The organism is Pseudomonas sp. KBN12P06040, from assembly GCF_037574965.1.
GTDB lineage: Bacteria > Pseudomonadota > Gammaproteobacteria > Pseudomonadales > Pseudomonadaceae > Pseudomonas > Pseudomonas aeruginosa.
On record NZ_JBBELS010000002.1, the window covers coordinates 1 to 19,945 of the forward strand.

Sequence of the window (19,945 nt, forward strand, 5' to 3'; positions counted from 1 at the left end):
GGTGATCTACCAGGTTGTACGTCATCTCACCGGCTCGAAGAAGGACTGATATGGCCTACCGATTCAGCAAGCTCCCAACCGGATGGACGCGGACCACTGGTTGCGATCTGGGGGCATTCAAGGCCGGCGGACAAGCGGGAACAAGCATTGCTGCGCTGAAGTGCTTACTCGCGGTTTCGCTGCAGGCCGATTTCCACACCCGCACGGCTGCTGTGTCCTATAACGATTTTGAGCTGCTCACCGGCCTTTCGCGGCCCATGATCTCGAAGGGACTTCGAATGCTTGCGGACATGCAGATCCTTACGATCGCTGGCGATCACGCGCACCGCTATACGGTGAATGAGGTGGGCGACAATTACTGGGCGAAGCTTCCCTTCGACCTCCTCCGTCTTCGCCTTAAAGAGTTGGGGAATCGTGGTGCAATACGCTTGGCCGCTTTGAAGATCTATGTGATTTTGATTGCGCGCCGGAGCAACAAATTTGACTGGACTGCTCTGACCTACGAGCAAATCGTGGAGCACACGGGAGTTCGACGGGCGGACGTTCGAGCCGGCTTGTCGGAACTCTATTCGCTCGGGCTGCTGCACGCCGATATGGTCCATCCCGAGGACGGAAAGCCTGCGTTCAGGGCCTACTTCATCCGAGGCCTGACGGTCGCCGATCCTCGTCTAGGCAAAGTTCCTGATGCGGTATAGCGGCTATGAGCACAGCCTCAATACTTCACTTTGTAGGTAGGCGAATCCTTGGCCGCAGCCCCTGCGATCGTATAGGCGGGTCGTGCTGATGTTGGCATGACCCAGTCAGGCCTGAACTTTGGCGATATCTGCATCGTGTTTCAGGGCGTTGATTGCCGCCGTGGTGCGCAGTCCGTGCACCCCCAAGCCCTCGTCTGGATCCCCGCGACGTTGGCCCAGTGGGCCACCAGCAGGTAGATCCCGTTCGCACTGATCCCGGTACCGGACAGGTCACGGCCGCGTAGCGAGCGAAATAATGGACCCGGCCCAGGCCCCCGCTCGGCGTCGGATTCGAGATAAGCGTAACCCGTGTACCGGGTTGCCGCCGGCTCCCGCGTTAGATTCCAGCAGGTGATCAAACAGGCTGGCCAGCGCCGCCAGTTTGCGGCGGATGGTGGCCCCGGCTATCCGGCCCGGGGAACACAAAGTTGCCACGCACGGATTCGCTGCGCAGGGTCACCAGTTGCACGCCGATCGCCTGCGCATCGAGGTAGGCCATCTGACGGCACTGGAAGACGTCGCGAAGGGGGGGCGAACAAGTCCAGGTGCGCAGGTCGCGGTCGGTGATGTGATCAGGATCATCATGACCCGTGGAGCAGGTATGGGTCTGATCGAAGAGGGTTTCGACGCGAAATGTCATGGGGCTCTCCAGGGCGAATAGATTGATATGGCCGAGCTCAAGGCCAACACGATTATCGAGCAAGCCGGTTGAGGCTTCTGATCGCTCACGGCCTGCAGGTCAGGGGGAGGCTTGGCCAAAGAGTCAATCATCGTGATCCTCGACGGCGCATTGGCACACCTCATCGTCTACGAAGGTTACCCAGTTGGAGCAGTCATCACCGATGCCGGAGAGGTCCGCGCTCCATTCCACTGGTCCAAAAGGCAGACCGCAGTCCAGGCAAATCGTGAGGTCGTTCATACAAAGAGCTCCGTGTAAGTGGAGCTCTAGATAATGCTGTCACGACGTGAGCAAGGTGAGCCAAGCGTTCTAGGGGCGCGGGGCCTAAGGGAAACAGCTCATTAGCGGGGTGATGATCTCGTTATGAATCCGACCAATCGCCCAAGCTGCCGCAGGCCAAACTGCCTGAATGGCCAGAAAGGCCACGAAGCAAAAGAAGGCTCGCAGCAAAAACTCGTGCGTCATCTTTATGCAGCTGATTTTCTGGTTCGTACCAGTGAAGTTGTAAATCACGGCACTCAGCAGCTGCTTCACAAGCTTCTCTTCAGGCTTATCGGAGCTGAAGCTTTCAGCGATATCGCCTGCACCTAACTGTGCCGCAGGCGTGGTCTTGATGGTCTGCAAGGCCCACAACCCGGCACGCATCAGATAGAGCAGTGCGCAGATGAAGATCCCAAGCAGGGTGCCTCTCAGGGTTCTGCTGATCTGATCATTCCAGAGTCCAGGAAGGATTGTGGCTAGGATAGGGATCAGCGCGGTAATTGCTGCGAGATAAAGGCCGGCTTTGGAGTCTGCCCCTCGGCGGCGCTCATGCTCAGCGTCAAAGAGCCTACGTGCCTCCTCCAGCGCAACATCACTTTTATCTGCCCAAGATCCTTGATCGACCTTTTCTTGCTCACTTCGAAGCCACTTCTGCTGTCGGGATTCATCCTCTGGTGATGAAGGCGTCAAGCGGGGCCACAGCCATGCTGGGATTAGCTTTGGCATCGGGCGATGTCCTCAAGCTCATCAACGATCGCGGCGGCAATTGGGTACCCGGTGAGGTTCTCGATCCAGGCCCATTGTCCATTCGGGTTGATCTCCAAGAACCACAGTTTGCCCTGTTGGTCGCACACTAGGTCGATCGCCCCATAACGTAGGTTCAGGTGCTTCATGAGCACAGTGCATTGCTCCTCAACTTCGCTAGGAAGCTCAATGCGCTCATGCTTAAGATCTGACCGGCTACCCTGGCGCCAATCCACCGTGGTTTCTTCGTACTCCTGCGACCTGATCGCGGTTGCGAAAAGTTGGCTTCCTACGACTGTCACTCGGACGTCGTACTGCTTTTTGATCTCGGTCTGGGCAATGAAGGGGGCCAGCGAAATGGCGTCTTCGTCGCTGTCGCGAAGATCCTCCAGTCGAGTGGTAAAAATCACCCGCTCCTGCTCGCCGTTGATCAGCGCTTGCCTAAGTGGCTTTCCGATAGCAGGCCCTGCCTGGACTACCTCACGTACCGAGGCGATATCGTTCGTGATCACTGCTTGCGGTACGTTGAAGCCAATCTCGCTCGCGAGCATCAACTGCCTTGGCTTGTCTTCAGCCGCGAAAATATCCATCGGCGCGTTGAGCCAAAGACCTTCCAGGCGTGCATACAAGCTCTTCAGGAAGGCGCCCCATTCTGCTTCCGCGTACTCCCGTTCGCCGTTATCGGTGATGCTGACGTTGCCAGTAGGGGGGGCTGGACGTCGGAAATATGCCGCTTTGACATCGGATCCCTGAAGCACTGGCCCCTCGAAGGACAGTGACCAGGCGTTTCTGGGAAATGCAGTCATTGTGCAGCGGGCCGTCGATAGCTCTTCGGTGTTCAGACGGAAGAAGGAAGTCTGCCGGCGCTTCAGCTCGGCCACGACGTAATCGACCGTGATGTCGCGGCGATTTGTGACTAATAACAGCATTCGTTTTCCCTAACTTGATCCGTCCTGGTCAGCAATGAAACCCAAAGGACTGGAAGCCGTCATCGTCTGCTTCCTGTTGAACCTTGGTCTTGGTGACCAGCTCCAGCAGTTGGCTTGCTGAGTAATTGTCATCAACCTCTTGAACCGATTCAGTTTTGGTCACTAGCTGTAAGAGGTTGCTGTACCCCGTGGGCCGGGTGTCATCGTCACTCTCGATTTGCTGATGGGTCTTGGTCATCAGTTCAAGCGCAAGGTAGGAATCGTCATCTTCCTCTTCGTGCGCTCGCGTCTTGGTGTAGTGGTCAACCCATCCCGGACAGTGGGTTGAGTTTTTCTTCGGCCACCGCTGGTGGTAACCCGTCGTTGAATTGATGCGGCCTGATCCAGTTGTAGCGGTGCATCAAGTAATGACTGATGTCCCGTTGGGCCTCCTGCGCCGTCAGGTAACCCGTTGACGGGACCCACTCCGACTTCAGACTGCGGAACAGGCGCTCCATCGGCGAGTTATCCCAGCAATTCCCTCGGCGACTCATGCTCTGCTGCATCCGATAGCGCCAGAGCCGTTGCCGAAACAGGCGGCTGGCGTACTGGCTGCCCTGGTCTGAATGGAACAGCACCTGCTGTGGCTTGCCGCGCTGTTCGTAGGCCATGTCCAGGGCCTTGATCACCAGTTCGGCATCCGGCTTGGCCGAGAACGCCCAGCCGATCACCCGCCGGGTATGCAGATCCAGCACCGCGGCCAGGTAGTGCCAACGGCCTTGCGCCCAGACGTAGGTGATGTCGCCACACCACACCTGATTTGGATGCTCGGTCGCGAATTCGCGGTTCAGCCGATTCGGGATATCCGGCCGCTCAACCGTGGCCTGTTTGTAGGCGTGCGAGCCCGGTTGCTTGCTAACCAGGCCTAGCTCACGCATCAACCGACGCACTCGGAAACGGCCGATGGTCACGCCCTCTTCGCGCAGCATGCCCAGAATGCTGCGGCTGCCGGCCGAGCCCCGACTCTGGCTGAACAACTGGTTGACTTGGCTGCGTAGCGCCACGCGGCGAGCATCGACACGCCGCCGTCGAAGACGGTGGACGTAGTAGCAAGACCGCGCCACATCGAAAGCTGAACAGACCACTTCCACCGACTCCTGCTCACTCAACTGGTCTATCAGCGCGTACGATCGAGTTCGTCCGACATCAAGAGAGCGGTAGCCTTTTTTAATATCGCTTTCTCCCGCTCCAACCGGTTGATCCGGGCTTCCAGCTCCTGGATCTTTTGCTGCTCAGGCGTCAACGCCTTGCTCTTCGGGGTCACACCCTGGCGCTCCGCCTCGAGCTGCTTCACCCAACGGCGCAAGGCCGAATCCACCACCCCCAGCGAACGGCAGGCGTCGATATGGCTGTAGCCTTGGTCCAACACCAGGGCCGCGGCCTCTCGTTTGAACTCGGCGGAAAACGTACGTCGTTGCTTGCTCATCAGACACCTCTCTCACGGCGAGGATTTTCGCCTAAATCGGTGTCCGGGATCAGTAGGCCACTACATGGTCAGCAACTGCGAGAGCGCCTGCTCATTGATAATGGGCTGTGTGCCTTGCTCTGTGTCGACCACCCACATTTTCTGTTGCTCGCAGTAATATCCCGGAAGCCGATCTTCACCTGTGCGAGGTATCCCAGCCTTGGCTAAGAAAGGCGATATGTTTCTCTCGCTGCGGGAGGGGCGAGTGTCCGTATTGATCGTATCGTGCATGCACCATATCCATTGAGATCGGTTTCTGTAGGCTGGCCTGATGCTACTTTGATGTTAATTACCGGACAATGCCCACAAGGAATGCGTTTGGATTACAAGTCGTTCATTAGGAGCAGGGTGGAGCCCGGGGGACTGGGCACAATGCACTGCCGGCAGTGGGTTTCGCTACTCTTGACGTCCGCTTTTGGCTGATTCTGTTGAAAAAGTAGGGTCAGCGGCAGCCAGACGGTTGGGTGTGCCTGTAGTTGAAGTGGCTGCAAGCTACTTCAAGTTGCCTTTCGGCGTTTGCCGGCTGGCATCAGCCTTGATGATGCTGGCGTCGACGGCGAAACCTTCCCCCTTTACCAGGCCGGCCGCCATGCAGCGCCGCAGCACCTCATTGAACAACCAGCGGAACAGATCGCTGTCACGGAAACGGCCGTGGCGATTCTTCGAAAAGGTCGAGTGATTGGGTACTTCGTCTTCCAGACCCAGCCGGCAGAACCAGCGATAGGCCAGGTTTAGATGTACCTCTTCGCACAATCTCCGCTCGGAACGGATGCCATAGCAGTAGCCGACGACCAGCATGCGCACCATCAATTCCGGATCAATCGAGGGGCGCCCGATGGGGCTATAGAAATCCGCCAGGTAGAGGCGCGCAGATCACTGAGATCCAGACACTGGTCGATGCTGCGCAGGAGGTGTTGGGTTGGGACGTGATCTTCCAGATTGAACGAGTAGAACAGGCGCTGCTGCCCTCTCGGTAACTGTCCCATCATGCTGTTCGCCCCCACACTCGCTGACAGAGCAATTCTGCCGACGGCATGGGGAAGCAGCTACTTTTTCAACAGAATCGGCTAGAAGCAGCCTGTCACGAACAGCAGCTTATGCTACCGAGTCCGGCAGCCACCGATCCCTGTACGGGCCAACCGTCACCCCTCGAGCCATAGCAATGAGGAAGTACTAAGTCAGAAATGTGGACGAACTACCTGACCAGCAGGTACATAGGGTGGTTTTCGGATTGTCGTAAAAATGCAGACGGTCAAGGGGTGTGAAAACTTGGCTCGTGGCTAGCGACTAAGGATAGCGATTGAATCAGTGGCAGGTTGACCTATCAAAAACGCAGAGCGAAGAGATAGAGCACGAGGTGGTGCGCCAGAGCTTTACTGCAGAATTTAGTAAGCTGTATCGCGGAGAGCTTCATGTGCACATGAACGGAGCGATCCCGGTATCGACCATTCAAGACATTCTTGCGGACGAATTAACAGAGCTGCCGTCTGGCTTTCTAATTGAGCGGGATCTGTTGCGGTACACGCCGTGTCAGTCACTGGCGTCATACCTGACCCCTTGGCAAGTGTTGCGGCTCTTTCCTAAAAAACGCGAAAACCTGGATCGTCTTTCCCTTGCAGTCGTCACGAGTCTCGCGGAGAACAATGTGCGCTTTGTGGAGCTCCGAAGCAGCGTTTTGTACCTTGCTACTCTGCAAAATTGCTCACCCACACAAGCCCTGGAACGCCTCATAGAATCGTCCAGAGCCGCGTCGGACCTCTTCGGCATGCGTCTCGGCTTGATCCTCACGGTGACGCGCGGCGATTACAGCTCGGTTGGTTTGTCTGCACTTCTGCAAGCGTATCAAAACCTCGGTGAACCGGATGAAGTGGTGGGGCTTGATCTGGCAGGTGACGAGGAAATTGCGCATCCAGCTGAATTACCGTCACTGTTTCGGAAGGCGAAAGATCGGTTCGGACTCGGGATCACCATACATGCAGGCGAAACCGGTCGCGTGGACAACGTTCGAGCAGCCGTGGAATTGTTTGGCGCAGATCGTATTGGCCATGGAACAGCAGCCAGCAAGGATCCTCATTTGCTAGACCTCTTGGCAAAGCAGGATATCTGCGTCGAAGTATGCCCAATTAGCAACCGGCTCACCGGAGCTGTTCCTGTCGACGAGGCCCATCCTCTGCTGGAGTTTCGGCGTCACCAAGTCCCCTTTGTAATTTGCTCGGACAACCCGGCGATTCATCAGCGAGGCCTAGCGGATGATCATACGACGGCGATGATTGAGGGACTCTCCGCTAGTGATATTTACGAGCAGTTCGACGTCGCCAAACGGTATTCATTCATAGAGGGTCTAGATTGAAAATTCGATTCATGTCCGGAAATCAGCACAAGGTCACTGAGGTGCAGCGAATTCTTGCCCCTGTTGGGGTAGAAGTCGTATCGGTGTCGCGCAAAATTGAAGAGCTGCAGACCGAGGATGTTGACCGCTTGGTGCGGGACAAGTTGACCAAGGCATTCGAGGCTATAGGTCGTCCTCTTTTCGTCGAGCACACAGGACTCTACTTGAGCGGTCTCAATGGGCTTCCAGCAGGTTTAACCCAGATTTTCTGGGATAAGCTGGAGGAAGATCGATTCGTTAAGCTTGTAGCTGGTCTCAAAGATGCCGCAGTAATCGCAAAGACGGTGCTCGGGTATTGTGATGGGCGCGAGATTCGTCTTTTCGAAGGCTCCATCGAAGGAACTGTGCCACTCGTACCGGCCGGTCCAACGGACTTTCAATGGGACTGTGTTTTCGTCCCGAACGGGCACACCCAAACTTTCGCTGAGATGGGATCGGCTAAGGACGCTATCTCAATGCGCCGCAAAGCACTCGACCAGTTCGCCGAATATCTCAAAACTTGTGGGGGCATAAGATGAACGCTGAGTTACTACGTGCATATCAAACCGGCAAGTTGATGCTTTTTGTAGGTGCTGGGGTGTCTGCCAATCTTAGCCTGCCTACTTGGGGTGAACTAATCGCGCGCATTGCTCAGGACTTGGGCTATGACCCAAAGATCTTCTCCACTTATGGAACGCCGCTAGCGCTTGCGGAGTACTACAAGAGGAAAAAAGGTAGTTTGGGGCCGCTTCGGAGTTGGATGGACCGCGAATGGCACAAGTCCAGTACAGATATCGCTGCATCCGAGATTCATCGTTTGATTGCTCTTGGACGATTCTCGCGGATCTACACTACCAACTACGATCGATGGCTGGAAATGGCCCACGACAAGTACGAGGTGCCATACGACAAGATTGCAAGCGTTGCCGACCTCGTATCTGCTACTGAGGGTCGGCGTCAGATTGTGAAATTTCATGGAGATTTCGATGACGAGGCATCAATCGTACTTGATGAAACCAGTTACTTTCAGCGATTGAATTATGACTCTCCGCTGGACATCAAGCTCAGCAACGACGTCTTGGGAAATTCCGTTCTCTTCATCGGATACAGCATTTCGGATATCAACATTCGACTCCTGTTTTATCGCTTGACTGAAATGTGGGGGCGCTCGGTTCTGCCATCTGCCAGACCGAAGTCCTACGTCTTCATGAATCGACCAAACCCTGTGGCACGGGAAGTATTGGGTCAATGGGGAATTGAGATGATCGTCTCGGAGGAGGATGACCCCAAGAAGGCGCTCACGGACTTTCTTCAGGAATTGGTGAGCTAGGAAATTTGGTCGCGACCTGAGGGGTTAATATTTATCCCTCATGGCGAGAGTGGGCATACGAGCGGCAGCTTTTGGCCGACTCCGTGGAAAAGGAGACCGTAATGGCCCGGGCTAGCGAATGGGAGCTTTGCCCCTTGCAGGTTTGCGGGCATGCTGTGAGCGAGACGTGGCAGGAGGAATGAGCCATGAACCAGGGAGCACTCCGGCCAGAGGTGCTGTCGGCCGCCGAGCTTATCGACTGTCTGTGTCCCGCGAACGGGGCGCCCTATTCGGTTGAGCACTATGCCGAGATCTTTGGCCTCAGCCCTGCCGTGTTTGCCGGTCAGGTCGCGGCCTATCGTCGCAGCCAACCAAATGCGGCCAGCGCATCCGATGCCGAAGCGACACAACGTTTTATCGCGGATGTCCTGCGGGTGATCTTGGCCGTAGCCGAGAGCGGAGTCGCCGTCGAGCGGGCGATCACTTGGTTTCGCCTCGAGCCTTTACCGACCTTCGAACAGCAGACCGCGGAGCAACTGGTCAGTCAGGGCCAGGTTGAACGAGTGCTGCAGTTTCTGGCCTCCTGGCAGGCGGGAAGTCAGGGATGAGTCGTGATGGCCAACGGCAGGTCGATCATCAATCGGCCTACCACTCCTGCTATCGCACGGTCCTAGACACCGTGGATGCGCGTTACGACGTTCGCGGTTCTGTGCTGGCAGAAATGGTGAAGGCCTGTCTGGCGCACCGCGCCATACTGCCCGCAGCGCAACGGGCGTATTTCACGCAGCACGCACCAGAGGAAGCGGTGGCCTATTTGGAAAAGTTCACTGCCACGCTGTTGTTTGGTCCCCAGGGACGCTTTTCGCCGCAAGAGTACCGCTACTCATGAGCGGCCGATTCCGTAAGTCATAGAGCAGGCCGGCTCAGCTTGGACTCACGCGGCTTGGCCGGGACCACTGCTCGATTGCCTGCGATGTAATCACGTGACGAGGACATGACCATGGGTGACCTCAACAGCTGGCGAGTGGTCTGCCAAGACCCCGGAGACGGTAGTGGTGACGCCATCATCGAGCTGCCTTCCGAGTTGCTGGATAGGCTGGGATGGATCGTGGGGGATGAGTTGATCCTTGAGCGTGTCGAGGGTGTGCTGTCCTTGAAACTTAAGCACCCGCCTGGTGAGCCAGCCGAGTAGACCTGCCCATCGTAATTTTTTTGATGTATCTGGTTGTATGAGCTGTGGGGCCTGTTGATCGGAAACCGTCCCACCCGCGGACACCTCACGTCGATGCCGTGACATGGTTTGCCTGCACACATCAGGTCTGGAGGGCAAGGTCGCTATTACGGCGCGCTCATGAAATTCCGGTCGACCTCATCCTCCCTTTCAGTGCCGCTCCAGATCCGACTCAGCCGATAACAGTACTTGGATCACGAGCAGGTCATACAGGCCGCGTGCCGGATGTAGCAAATAGTGGACATCGTTCTCTACCTTAAACAAGGTTACGCTCGCATGGGGAGTCAATGCCCCGTGCGCAGCAGATCCATGGCTGGATCTGCAACCGGTGGGCACAGAGTTGACGAGCTGGCGAATCAGCCTGCTAGACAACCATGAACATTCGCCTCGATCTTGGCTGTGGGTCGATGAACATGCGCTCAAAGGTGGCTCCCTTCGATGCCCTGAAGTTCATGAGTTCCAGCGAGAACACCTTGGCCAATGTCGCCGAATATCTCAAACACTATACCTTGTGGCGTTGCTGTTCTCGGACCCAGTCGATTCTCGACCGTTCGAGCTGTTGGTGGAATGAAGATGTGATGGTCGGTTCTACCGGAATCTGGTGAGCGGCGGGTAGCATTGCCCTAGAGCGGCACCGATACGCCCAGCTTCCTCTCGGGAGAAACGTATGCCAAGAAAAAAGCGCCTTACCGAACGCGAGATTCGGAATCTTGAAGACGAGATTCCAGCAGTCGCCGCAGATGCGACTCGCGCGGCCTATCTGCGAGCGCTCGCAGCCGGGCATACCGTCATGAAGGTGCAGGGCAGCTACCTCGTTGAAACCAAAGCCGACGGATCCGCGATTGTCGTGGGCAACGCCAAGCCCCGCCGCAAGGTGAGCGTTGGCCATGCTATCCAGGTTCGGCGGGTAAGTGCCAGCGCCTAGCCTCCGCGTCTTAAGGTATCTCGGTGGCAGTGCTTGGTGTTATCCAAAAGCAAGCGAGGGGCCCCGCAGAATAGTGCTGTCGGCGCCCCATGTTTTCCCCTTTCAGCACATGCTCAACTGTCCTGTCATCCATCGAACCGGGCTGGTCTTGTGTTTGCTGGAGAGCGATGTACTGCTCTTCAGGGCTTCAAGCTGCCCATCGATGATGTGCGCTATCACAGGTAGCGCGGCGAGTGTCTGGAGATTCGATTGGCGTGAATTGGTCATTGTTGCCCCGGCGTTATCGGCGGCGACCACTCTACGCCCTCTTCGAGGATCGGATGGCTTTCGCTCACGACGATTAACGGCTTGTTCCGATTCTCCAGCGCGAACATGGCGATGGAGCCGTCGGCATCCGCCGCCGGCACTACCCCGTGCGGGGCAAGCTTGCCTACCCAGACGTATTGCCGCGTCTCCAAACATGCAAGGTAGTACGAAATACCCATGCTTCCTCCGAATTAGAATTAAGTCTTTTGCTGCGCTAAAACCTTGCCCAATGCCATGGTGAAGTCGTTCTTGAACACTCGACGACTGTTCATAGCATCGACTAAGAACCCCGGCGACCCACCTTCCAACCGTTCTCCGCCAAGCATCCCTCAGGTACAGCGTGGGCCAGCGCATCGCGCTCCAAGTCTAAGAGATCGACAGCAGTACCTCCGTGTCCGGCCTTGACGACGCGGTGTGTCGTTGGTCAATGACGATGTGATGTTGGACTGGTCATTTTGTCGCTATGCCAAGTATCGCTTATCGACTTGCTCGCGTAGCGGCAGGTGATGGTGAGGTTTACTGTTCCTGGTATCGGCTCATGATGTGGTTGTGGGGCATGTGCTGTTGACCGGGGCTGGTAGGGTCTGCTTGATCCAGATGGTGTGACCATCTCCTACTCCACGTAGAGGAGCATGAGGATTGTTTCGCAACACTACTTCGCAGCCAGAATACGATCCTGCGAAGCACTGATCCGACGTGACTGGGCCAAAGTACTTCGATAACAGCGCGACTGACCTGTCTTTTCTCAGGCGCGAGTATGCGAGCGGGAAGCTAGCATTGGCTTCTAAATCCCTGATCAGCAGTTTCGCTTACAAAATGGAGCGCAAGCACGACCGGTACAGTGAGCCTTTTGAAGATATCCGCGCTTGGCCCCCAGATCGCCAGGCCCAGGTCAGTACGAAAGCCGAGCACCTTCACGCCAGACTTCGCTGGATTGAGGTCACGTTTGGCATCTTCGGTCAAGCGCCACACGCCGCGCTCTCCGTTGACGCGCTCGATAATACCCATCTGTTTCAGAGATTGCTGAGTCCACCGGATAGCGCGGCGAACCAGGCTGTGTTTCTGCCCACTCTCCCCAACAGGCGCAAGCTCGTTCAAGGCTTCCGTAGAAACGCCAAGGTGGTTGGTGACGATCTCGTAGAGCGCGGTGTTCGTCAAGGGCTTGTCGGGGTTGGCCTTGTAGATGCCCGCAATCTGGTCGACGGCGAACAGTTCGCCCTGGCCCGGGGCGCTGACTTTGTGTTTGAGTCGGGTGGTGCGCATCGTTTCATTCTCACTCGCGGCCGCAGATTTCTCGCGGCGGTTCGATGGAGCTGGCCAACTGGCCAATTGATCACCCGGAGATGATCAGGGCGCTCCGGCTGTGCCAGAACCCGTGCGAATGTGATTCAGGTTCGATGATGTCCTTGAATGGCCTTCATTCGTTCGTAGGTGCGCAGGGCACTGTTCCCCTTACTCCAGTCGATCCCCACCTCATCGTCCATCAGCTGATGGAGTTCCTCCCAGTGCGAAACGAGAGCAGCCCATTCGCGTCCGTGGATGGCCATCTCCGAGATTCGCGCCTTCCACTCGGGTACCAGTTCCAGCAGGCGCAGGCATCGACCCAGGTCAGAAGGATCGGACGGTGTGCAGAAGCCATCCTCGGGCTGGACTCCCATCATGCTCGACCAAATCGCAATCGCTGAAAGCCCCGTATCTTCTCCTACGATCCACTGAGAAACGCGCTTGAGATAGTCGTTGTTCATTGCAGCTCCAAGACAAAAAGAACAGAGCTGCAGATTACTTGGTGGGGAGGTCTGTCTCTGCTGAAAGGGGGGTGATGAAATTCAAGTCGGGGGATGCAAAGCCGATCTTGTGAAGACATCCATACGAGAAGCGGTCAGGGCAAAATAGGGGCGAATTCCGTTTATAAGCGGAAGACGACTATAGTCGGAATCCCGAAAAATCCAGCTTTTCGAGTGTCGAGCTGGGACAGCCTTATCCATTTTCGTAATCACAACGTGGCTTTTGGCCGCGCACTTAGAAACCTGCGAAAAACTGCCAAACTCACTCAAGAGCACCTTGGGTTCGAAGCTGGTCTAGATCGCACCTACATTTCGGTCCTCGAGCGCGGGGAGCGCTCGCCCACGCTCGACACTATGGTTTCCCTTAGCGAAGTGTTCGGCTTGAGCATTTCAGAGCTTGCCAGTCACATCCAGAGCCAGTTGGACGAAATGCGTGACAATCAAGATTCTTCTGGAGCCCTCGATCAGTAAGGTTTTGTTGCGAGGAGATGCCCCCACAGAAAAAGCCACTGCCTTGCGACTACTGACCTGCTTCGAAGTTCTGTAAGCGCCTCCAGGCCTGATGATATTTCGACACACGACGCAGATCCGGCTCCCCGAGGCTAGCCAGCCTCAGCACGTTTAGATTGTCTTCGATATCAGCCAGCTTGATCTTACGCGCCAGCGGGTGCGGGCAGATTCGCTCGATGAATACCTCGTAGCTCTCCCCACGGCGCCGGCTCAGGAGGACCACGGCCTCGACTACATTCTCCGGGAAGCCTTCGTTGAGTAGATCCTCCGCGGTGGTGTCACTGTCTTCAATCACATCGTGGAGAAGTGAAACCGCTTGCTCGAACGGGTCAGTGAATCTGGCCATCAAACGCAGTGGGTGCAATATATAAGGCATGCCAGCTTTATCGACCTTGCCCATATATGCGCTCAGCGCACGCTGGAGCGCCATCTCAATCAAAACCATCTTAGTCCTCTCCCTTCCTACCTAGGGCAAGCCTGAGGGCTAGGCCGCCCGCCAGACGTCTGTAGATGATGATTCTACTGGCTGACATCAACTTCATTCATGCTCGCCAGGGCCCGCTGGATCACGGAATGCTTGAGGAGCAAAGTCAACGCGGAGGTGTTCTGCAGGGCTGCGGACATACCCATGAAACTGTCAGCTAACATCTTTCATTCCTAAGGTCTCTCGTCTGGTGGCCATCATTCACGCGGTCAACCTGTGCCACTAGGGAGATTCACTTAGTCAGGAGCTTCTTATTGAGCGCATCGCGTGTGTAGGCAAAGGCACCATTTAGGGTTTGAAAGCATCCAGCGGAGCGGTTCCGACTGAGAATGCTCATGCCCTAGCTTCGGCTTGGAGTCGGTCAGCAGGGTACTGCCGCATGAAATCCATACTTCGCTCCGCCGGCGCGCGCAGCCAATCCTGGATCAGCCCGTTTGGCAGGATGACGACCATGCGTTTTTCTGAACCTGGCTTATGAAAATTTTGCATTAGTGCGTGGTCGTCCGCATTGACCGTCAGCATCGTGTAGGAGTGCAGCTCGCCATCAGGCGTCTTCCACCGTTCCCATAACCCGGCGATCGACATGATTCCGCCATCCGTTCTACTGATGCGTGTAGGGACCGATTTCCCTGTTCGCCAATCAGGTTCATAAATCGCCGCGGCCGGGATGATGCAATGCTTCGCCTCTCGCCAAGCAATTCGATAGGTAGGCTTGGTCGCCACAGTCTCGGTGCGAGCGTTGTAGGTGTTACGCCCTAACGATCGTGCTTTGGCCCAAAAAGGTAAGAGTCCAAATTGGCCGACTACCGCCTCCAATTCAGGCACTTCCTCTTCAGCAGATTCATCGTTACGCAGGCGAATAAATGGGCCTTCGTAGCAGGGCCAGAGATCGATCTTGAATTGCCCCTCTGGGGCCACACCATAACCAGCGATCAACCGCTCAGTTTCCGGCGCCTCATAGTGACTGCACATGCTTGAGTTCCTTCGGGTCGGACTGAAAGCATAGCTTTTGACCCGCCGGAATAGGCACCTATTCGAAAACTGTAAAGGGTAAAGGCTCAGTCAAGAGATCGAGCAAACCCTTCAGATTGGAGATTGTTTATGTACGAAGACCACCAACTCATATGCCGAAAATGTAGCGAACCTTTCACCATCCGTGAATTCTGTCCCAATGCGCTGGGTGACCTGGACCGCTGGCCGCTTGAATGTCCGCACTGCGGGGAAACCACCGTGGAGAAATCGGCCGGCTACCTCGAGGTGATCCAAGACCAATAAGCGAAAGGCGGGCCTCATGCCCGCCTACTACTCACGCTCAGTCTCTAGATTGGACGACGGAGCCTCAAAGGAATCCTGCAGGAGGCGCCGGTATGCAGCAGGAAAGTTGTTAGAAAATTCGGCAAGTGCTGCCAGGCAGTAGTAGGCCTCGTCATACTCGCCCCTGGCCATTTGCTCACGGGTTGCTTCGACCTCTACCCACTCGGAACCATCCAAGCATCGCACATCGAGGAAGCCATCTGGGAACTCGCTGTGTTTCACGGAAGCCATGAAGTGAAGCAGGACCGTATCACCACAGGTAGCGCATGAACTGGAAACGCAGTTCATGCCCTCAATGGTGCTGTTGGGCGTCTCTCGGTACCCACACCAGTAGGAGTTATCATTCTGAACCCTGATGTAGGGCATGACCATCGCCGCAGGCAACTCTCCAGCAACCGGAATCCGGTGAGCGTTCCACCAGTCGGAAAGCAACTGTAGAGCAGGGTGCGATTCCAATTGCCCAAGGCAATCCTCGGAACTCCCAGGTGTCGCGGAAGGTACCTCGGGGCGCTTGTATGGGACCTTTGCTGCCAGAGAGATCGCATCCAGAAACACCCTTGCTGGCATCTCCAGAGCACCATTTGCTTTGTGCTCATCATTCAGCAACGAGAAGTCCGTCAGTTGAACCACTTCATGAAGCTGCTGTTTCTGGTAAAGGTGAATGCTGGTTGCCTGTTCGTAGGGGATTGGGGGAATCCGCATCTCCTCCCGAAAAGTCACGCCGAGCATGCCATCACGTAAGTTGCCGACATTCAGAGTCGGTCTTCCTTTTCTGTGCTGCTCCAGCACCTGGGAGGACTTCAAAAATGCCGTGGCATAGCGGTACATGTTCGGGATCGAGGCACGGCCATTTGGCCAGTTGGACACCGCCATGGTGTACGTCCGAAATGGGCCTTGCTCCAGCTCCAGTTGGATGAAATGGCGAACCACCCAATCACTTCCGTCACTGAGCAGTGACAAGAAGGTCCAGCGGAACTCGACTTCGAAGCGCTCAGGGAGATTGGCCGCCGGTACGCACCAACCATTGCGATTACGCACCGAGCCACCGACCAAATAGGAGGAATTGGGGTACGGCTGCCGGATCACCACGCCTTCGGCCGGGAGCAAACCGTCGACGTCGGAGATGACTTCCAATACCACTTGGTCCCGAGACATAGCCTCAGATGAGGAGTCATCCAAAAGCAGCCTTGGAAGTAGATGGAGCAGCTTTTGGTCGCTATCGGTCATACCGATCTCCGCACCATCAGCACTCAGTTGAACCGTTGATCCATCAGGACGAGTAGCGTGGACAATTTCCATTGAGGCCTCCCAGGTGATTCGTAGCCTGGGAGGATATCTACCAGTAAGGTGTGTTTCGAATGAAGAGGATGGTCTGCCTCCCATCACAGCTTTAGGTCAGTGGGCAGATCGAGCTACCTGAGTAGTCTCCTCGACCGATAAAGCATCGCCTGTTTTAGGATCGACCCGAAATGTCGAGCAGAGCAGCAACCGCTGACTTTCAATAGACTCAGGGGAGGTGTCGCCGAGATCCTCCGCGACGCAGTATGCTTCGGCAAAGTAGGGCTCACCGTTACCACGCTTCCAGGCCACATCCAGACGGCGTAAGGTCCCGCACATGGGCGTAGCTTGGCGTTCTCGTCTAATCGTCAAAGTAGGTTCCTCAAAAGCGAAGGGGTCATTGTGATTCGACTCTCACTCTAACCCAACACTCCTTTCAGGAAGCTTGAAACCTGGGTTGTGGATGTACCGGATTTCTGCGAGCGGGAAATCCTTGCAGGCCCACTCAAATAGAGCGATCACCCACCCTAATCTGACATAGGGCGATCGATCTTCAGCGCTTTGCTCAGAGGCAAGTTGCAGGCCGCCCTGGCTCCGCAGTCGTTTCAACAGATTTTCCAGGGGGACCACGGCGTGCTTACCAAGCTCCGGCGCCCCATCTCCTCCAACAAGGAGCAAAAAACAGTTCTCATCAACGGCAGCTTGGAGGAGCCCCTTCGACACCCCGTGACTGAAAACACATCGGCCCTTTTCCCAGAGTTCGACTGTCGCGACCGGTCCTTTCATTCCGTTTCCTGTGAGTTCAGTTAGAGCAAGGACGACAGAATACACTCGCGCCAGGTTCACCACCTCACCAAGGACTGAGAGTCCTCCTCTGCATTCCCCCTCCTTGTGCCGCACTCTCAGTAACAGCCAGCACGAACTACCGCCAGAACAGCCCCGCATCGAAATCCACCCGTACGCGCAAAGTACGACCTTCACCCCACATCAAACCGTCAGAAATCACGTACGGCAACGTTTTAGCTTCATAGCCAAGGATTACAGTTTTTATCTGATGTCATTTTTAAACAATTTCTCCCGCGCCTGACCTATACTATTACCGTAATTACTTGTTACGTAATGCGGGTAACAAAAGTTCGCCGGTAAAATGGCGCCAGATCATAGTTTTCGGGTACTGTCAATAGATACGGAGGGCAGCCATGAGCCGCGTTGGGATCACGAAAGAGGAGGTTCGCCAGGCGATTGCGCAACTCCGGAACCAGGGTTCCCCGGTTACAGTGCGTTCCATACAGGCCATCACAGGCGGCTCCTACTCGACGGTGCAGAAGTTCTGGAAGGATCTCCGCGACGAGGAAATCGAGATGCTGGGCGATGGCGGACGTATCCAGACCGAGCTGCAGGCCCTGGTACTCGCGCTTCACGACAAGATGAAAGAGAACTCCGAGCGGATCGTTCGTGAGGGCGAGCAGCGCTGCGAGGCGCAAATCAAGGAAATGGAGGAGGTCCTTGATGGCGAGCGAGTGGTGCACCAAGCCACCGTCGATCAGCTTGCGAAGACTGAGGGCACCCTTGCCGATCGCGAACGGCTGCTGGGCGAACTGACTGAGCGCTTGAACTCGGCCAACATTGAGTTGGGCCGCATGGCCCAGGAGCTGGCTGACACGCAACGTAACCTGGAGGTGGAGAAGCGCTCGACCAGCAAGCTAACCCACGACCTACAAGCAGAGCGGGATGCTCATGAGCACTATCTCGCAGCCCTGAACGAGCAACGCCGGCAGGAGCAGGCGACTTTCGATAACGCGCTGACCGCTCTGCGCGAGGACAACCGCACCCTCTCGGCGGACAACATACAACTGAGAGGGGAAATCCTGAGCCTGAATAAGCAACTGTCTGGCATGACCTCCCAGTTGACCGACCTGCAAGCGCAGAACAGGAAGTTGACGCTTGAGGCTGACAGCGCGAAGGACAAGCTGCAGGTCACAGAGCAGTCACTCATGAACTTGAGAATCGAACTCGCCACAGTAAAAACTCAGCATTCGGAGGCCGAAAGGCAGCTTGAAAGCGCCATCAAGGAGAGACGAGAGACCGAGGAGAGACTGGTGGAAGCAAAAGCCTCTGCTCGAACTCAGAACAGCGAGGTGAGACGCCTTTCCGCCCAGCTGGAGGGCATGAAGACAGAGCTTTCCTCCCGCGCCAAATCCGCGGAAGAACGTGGTGCGGAAGGAAACACCTGAGGACCTGGCAGATAGCCATCAGTAGGACTGACTGGCATCATTCGGCTTGGGCGTTATGGTCAACGGGGGCTCATAAACCGCCGTGGGCCGCCGATAACGCAGACAGGCGATCAACAAGTAAAGGATGATCTTGATGCAACTTCGTGCAGCAGCCTCCGGTCTGCTTCTGGCCCTCCTGGCCGGCCAAACTTTGGCAGCAAGCTTTGACTGCTCCAAGGCCAGCAGCTTCCCCGAAAAAGAAATCTGCCGTGATGGCTACCTGTCCGGGTTGGACGACTGGTTAGCCAAATCCTATAAGACCGCCCTGGAGGTAAATCCTGCCCAGTATGAGGCGGTCCGTCAGTCGCAGCGTGAATGGCTCGATACAAGGGATGCATGTACTGACCAAAAGTGCCTCGACAAAACCATCGGCGCCCGCATCCAGGCGCTTGATCAATATGTGACGGCAGAGAGGGGTAAATCGGCATCGGCTTTGGCTCAGGCCCAGCTCATCAAGCACCAGGAAGAGGAGGCCATCAGGCAGCGGCAAACTGAGGAGCGCCTGGCGATTGAAGAAGCAGCTCGACAGACGCAGATCGAGAATCAGCGCCAGCAGGCGATCATCGAACTCCAGCAGCGCGCTCAGGCCGCCCAAGCGATCGAATCTCAACGGGTTATCGAGCACCAGCAGGCACTAGCCCAAATCCCGCAGTACCAACCACCCCAACAGGTTGCGCAAGCTTCGAGTGCACCCTCGTTCTCGCCGTCATACCGCGCGCCGGAGAAATCTCTTTGGCAGCAGTTCAAATCCAGCCCGGCCTGGAAGTACATGCTGCTGGCGGGTGCACTTCTGACAGCTTGGGCGATGTGGAGGCACCATCAGGGGCAAGCAACCATCTACAACGACTACACGGATGCCGCAATTACGAACCTCTTGCCGGCAGCAGGCGTGGTACTGGCCTTCTTGATGAACTGGCTCGAGCTCCCCCGGCAACTCGCAATGGTCGCAGGCCTAACGGGTTTCATGCTTGCATTGATGTTCGCGGTGTATGCGTCAGTGCGAACCAATCAGGGGTGGCTGAGCATCAGCCTGTCACTCATCGCCAAAATGACTCTGGTGTCAGTGTTCTATGCGGTGCTCGGCGCACTGGTGGCATCACTATTCGTAAGCACCAAGTACAAAGGGGAGTCCCAGGCGAGAGCGAATGCAAGGAATCGGAGGGAGAAGAAAGAAACGATGGCCATGATCGCCGCGCTCACTACTGCCTACACCTTCCTTTCGGCTTGGCTGTGCCGGCGGCAAGAGTTCATCCCAGTTTCTGAATGCCTAGCTTTTGACTCGACCGCAAGCGTTGCTTAAGTCATCCCCCAT

At 56.1% G+C, this 19,945-nt stretch carries 26 protein-coding genes and 2 pseudogenes; 12 read left to right on the forward strand and 16 right to left on the reverse strand.

The window, feature by feature from the left end:
* Positions 1 to 50: 50 nt before the first annotated feature.
* Positions 51 to 695, forward strand: a complete 645-nt coding sequence (locus VQ067_RS30415) for a hypothetical protein (protein ID WP_034019957.1) — start codon at positions 51 to 53, stop codon at positions 693 to 695.
* Between the two features lie 17 nt (positions 696 to 712).
* Here VQ067_RS30415 and VQ067_RS30420 read toward each other — a convergent pair.
* From VQ067_RS30420 to VQ067_RS30460, 9 genes and pseudogenes are all read right to left on the reverse strand, one after another.
* Positions 713 to 1,142 (reverse strand): annotated as a pseudogene (locus tag VQ067_RS30420) (tyrosine-type recombinase/integrase); the annotation flags it as partial.
* Positions 1,090 to 1,374: a hypothetical protein gene (locus tag VQ067_RS30425; protein ID WP_042853231.1), complete on the reverse strand. Its 285-nt coding sequence runs from the start codon at positions 1,372 to 1,374 to the stop codon at positions 1,090 to 1,092. The gene VQ067_RS30425 and the pseudogene VQ067_RS30420, both read right to left, overlap by 53 nt.
* Before the next feature lie 123 nt (positions 1,375 to 1,497).
* Positions 1,498 to 1,653, reverse strand: a complete 156-nt coding sequence (locus VQ067_RS30430; RefSeq protein ID WP_162836287.1) for a hypothetical protein — start codon at positions 1,651 to 1,653, stop codon at positions 1,498 to 1,500.
* Positions 1,654 to 1,737: 84 nt separating this feature from the next.
* Positions 1,738 to 2,400, reverse strand: coding sequence for a hypothetical protein (locus tag VQ067_RS30435; RefSeq protein WP_003109828.1), 663 nt, complete (start codon positions 2,398 to 2,400; stop codon positions 1,738 to 1,740).
* Complete coding sequence (locus VQ067_RS30440) at positions 2,388 to 3,347, reverse strand: hypothetical protein (protein WP_003109827.1); 960 nt, start codon at positions 3,345 to 3,347, stop codon at positions 2,388 to 2,390. The genes VQ067_RS30435 and VQ067_RS30440 overlap by 13 nt, the downstream gene beginning before the upstream one ends.
* 28 nt (positions 3,348 to 3,375) lie before the next feature.
* On the reverse strand, positions 3,376 to 3,585 hold the full coding sequence (locus VQ067_RS30445; protein WP_079759005.1) for a hypothetical protein: 210 nt from the start codon (positions 3,583 to 3,585) through the stop codon (positions 3,376 to 3,378).
* A gap of 64 nt (positions 3,586 to 3,649) precedes the next feature.
* Positions 3,650 to 4,812 (reverse strand): IS3-like element IS222 family transposase gene (locus VQ067_RS30450; protein ID WP_086937300.1). Its coding sequence is split into 2 segments (ribosomal slippage): positions 3,650 to 4,557 and positions 4,557 to 4,812, totalling 1,164 coding nucleotides; the frame shifts between segments, so codons are not numbered across the junction.
* 60 nt (positions 4,813 to 4,872) lie between these two features.
* The gene (locus VQ067_RS30455; RefSeq protein WP_079383353.1) at positions 4,873 to 5,082 is read right to left on the reverse strand and encodes a hypothetical protein; all 210 of its coding nucleotides are present in this window, start codon (positions 5,080 to 5,082) and stop codon (positions 4,873 to 4,875) included.
* A gap of 285 nt (positions 5,083 to 5,367) precedes the next feature.
* Positions 5,368 to 5,840: pseudogene (locus VQ067_RS30460) on the reverse strand (transposase); the annotation flags it as partial.
* Between the two features lie 311 nt (positions 5,841 to 6,151).
* Between VQ067_RS30460 and VQ067_RS30465 the strand changes: the two are divergent.
* From VQ067_RS30465 to VQ067_RS30500, 8 genes are all read left to right on the forward strand, one after another.
* Positions 6,152 to 7,201: an adenosine deaminase family protein gene (locus tag VQ067_RS30465; protein ID WP_034019956.1), complete on the forward strand. Its 1,050-nt coding sequence runs from the start codon at positions 6,152 to 6,154 to the stop codon at positions 7,199 to 7,201.
* Positions 7,198 to 7,758, forward strand: a complete 561-nt coding sequence (locus VQ067_RS30470; RefSeq protein ID WP_042852419.1) for a non-canonical purine NTP pyrophosphatase — start codon at positions 7,198 to 7,200, stop codon at positions 7,756 to 7,758. Before VQ067_RS30465 ends, VQ067_RS30470 begins: the two co-directional genes overlap by 4 nt.
* Positions 7,755 to 8,549, forward strand: a complete 795-nt coding sequence (locus VQ067_RS30475; RefSeq protein ID WP_003118060.1) for an SIR2 family protein — start codon at positions 7,755 to 7,757, stop codon at positions 8,547 to 8,549. Before VQ067_RS30470 ends, VQ067_RS30475 begins: the two co-directional genes overlap by 4 nt.
* Before the next feature lie 185 nt (positions 8,550 to 8,734).
* Positions 8,735 to 9,136 carry a hypothetical protein gene (locus tag VQ067_RS30480; protein ID WP_003109821.1) on the forward strand — a complete coding sequence of 134 codons (402 nt, stop codon included), beginning with the start codon at positions 8,735 to 8,737 and terminating at the stop codon, positions 9,134 to 9,136.
* Positions 9,133 to 9,417 (forward strand): hypothetical protein, encoded by a 285-nt coding sequence (locus VQ067_RS30485; protein WP_003109820.1) that lies wholly within the window; start codon positions 9,133 to 9,135, stop codon positions 9,415 to 9,417. The genes VQ067_RS30480 and VQ067_RS30485 overlap by 4 nt, the downstream gene beginning before the upstream one ends.
* A 111-nt stretch (positions 9,418 to 9,528) precedes the next feature.
* Complete coding sequence (locus VQ067_RS30490) at positions 9,529 to 9,720, forward strand: AbrB/MazE/SpoVT family DNA-binding domain-containing protein (protein WP_010794463.1); 192 nt, start codon at positions 9,529 to 9,531, stop codon at positions 9,718 to 9,720.
* A 413-nt stretch (positions 9,721 to 10,133) separates the two neighbouring features.
* Positions 10,134 to 10,364 carry a hypothetical protein gene (locus VQ067_RS30495; protein ID WP_153274562.1) on the forward strand — a complete coding sequence of 77 codons (231 nt, stop codon included), beginning with the start codon at positions 10,134 to 10,136 and terminating at the stop codon, positions 10,362 to 10,364.
* Positions 10,365 to 10,426: 62 nt separating this feature from the next.
* Positions 10,427 to 10,684: a hypothetical protein gene (locus tag VQ067_RS30500; RefSeq protein WP_003109818.1), complete on the forward strand. Its 258-nt coding sequence runs from the start codon at positions 10,427 to 10,429 to the stop codon at positions 10,682 to 10,684.
* Positions 10,685 to 10,947: 263 nt separating this feature from the next.
* Here the strand turns inward: VQ067_RS30500 and VQ067_RS30505 are convergent, their stop codons facing one another.
* The 3 genes from VQ067_RS30505 to VQ067_RS30520 form a co-directional block, all read right to left on the reverse strand.
* On the reverse strand, positions 10,948 to 11,169 hold the full coding sequence (locus VQ067_RS30505) for a hypothetical protein (protein ID WP_003109817.1): 222 nt from the start codon (positions 11,167 to 11,169) through the stop codon (positions 10,948 to 10,950).
* Positions 11,170 to 11,761: 592 nt separating this feature from the next.
* Positions 11,762 to 12,253 carry a winged helix-turn-helix domain-containing protein gene (locus VQ067_RS30515; RefSeq protein ID WP_172765423.1) on the reverse strand — a complete coding sequence of 164 codons (492 nt, stop codon included), beginning with the start codon at positions 12,251 to 12,253 and terminating at the stop codon, positions 11,762 to 11,764.
* 125 nt (positions 12,254 to 12,378) lie between these two features.
* Entirely contained in the window at positions 12,379 to 12,735 is a 357-nt protein-coding gene (locus VQ067_RS30520) for a hypothetical protein (protein ID WP_010794461.1), read from the reverse strand.
* Between the two features lie 93 nt (positions 12,736 to 12,828).
* On the opposite strand from VQ067_RS30520, the gene VQ067_RS30525 reads away from it, so the two are divergent.
* On the forward strand, positions 12,829 to 13,245 hold the full coding sequence (locus VQ067_RS30525) for a helix-turn-helix domain-containing protein (RefSeq protein WP_079993529.1): 417 nt from the start codon (positions 12,829 to 12,831) through the stop codon (positions 13,243 to 13,245).
* Between the two features lie 49 nt (positions 13,246 to 13,294).
* On the opposite strand, the gene VQ067_RS30530 is transcribed toward VQ067_RS30525, so the two are convergent.
* The 4 genes from VQ067_RS30530 to VQ067_RS30545 all read right to left on the reverse strand — a co-directional run bounded on the left by VQ067_RS30530 (position 13,295) and on the right by VQ067_RS30545 (position 17,146).
* Positions 13,295 to 13,729, reverse strand: coding sequence for a hypothetical protein (locus VQ067_RS30530; protein WP_021263721.1), 435 nt, complete (start codon positions 13,727 to 13,729; stop codon positions 13,295 to 13,297).
* A 372-nt stretch (positions 13,730 to 14,101) separates the two neighbouring features.
* On the reverse strand, positions 14,102 to 14,740 hold the full coding sequence (locus tag VQ067_RS30535) for an SOS response-associated peptidase (RefSeq protein ID WP_010794458.1): 639 nt from the start codon (positions 14,738 to 14,740) through the stop codon (positions 14,102 to 14,104).
* A gap of 330 nt (positions 14,741 to 15,070) precedes the next feature.
* Entirely contained in the window at positions 15,071 to 16,309 is a 1,239-nt protein-coding gene (locus VQ067_RS30540) for a hypothetical protein (RefSeq protein WP_181377601.1), read from the reverse strand.
* 465 nt (positions 16,310 to 16,774) lie between these two features.
* Positions 16,775 to 17,146, reverse strand: coding sequence for a hypothetical protein (locus tag VQ067_RS30545; RefSeq protein ID WP_170831722.1), 372 nt, complete (start codon positions 17,144 to 17,146; stop codon positions 16,775 to 16,777).
* 413 nt (positions 17,147 to 17,559) lie between these two features.
* On the opposite strand from VQ067_RS30545, the gene VQ067_RS30550 reads away from it, so the two are divergent.
* Positions 17,560 to 18,594, forward strand: a complete 1,035-nt coding sequence (locus VQ067_RS30550) for a DNA-binding protein (RefSeq protein ID WP_010794453.1) — start codon at positions 17,560 to 17,562, stop codon at positions 18,592 to 18,594.
* A gap of 133 nt (positions 18,595 to 18,727) precedes the next feature.
* Positions 18,728 to 19,933 carry a hypothetical protein gene (locus tag VQ067_RS30555; protein WP_010794452.1) on the forward strand — a complete coding sequence of 402 codons (1,206 nt, stop codon included), beginning with the start codon at positions 18,728 to 18,730 and terminating at the stop codon, positions 19,931 to 19,933.
* The last annotated feature ends 12 nt before the right edge of the window (positions 19,934 to 19,945 follow it).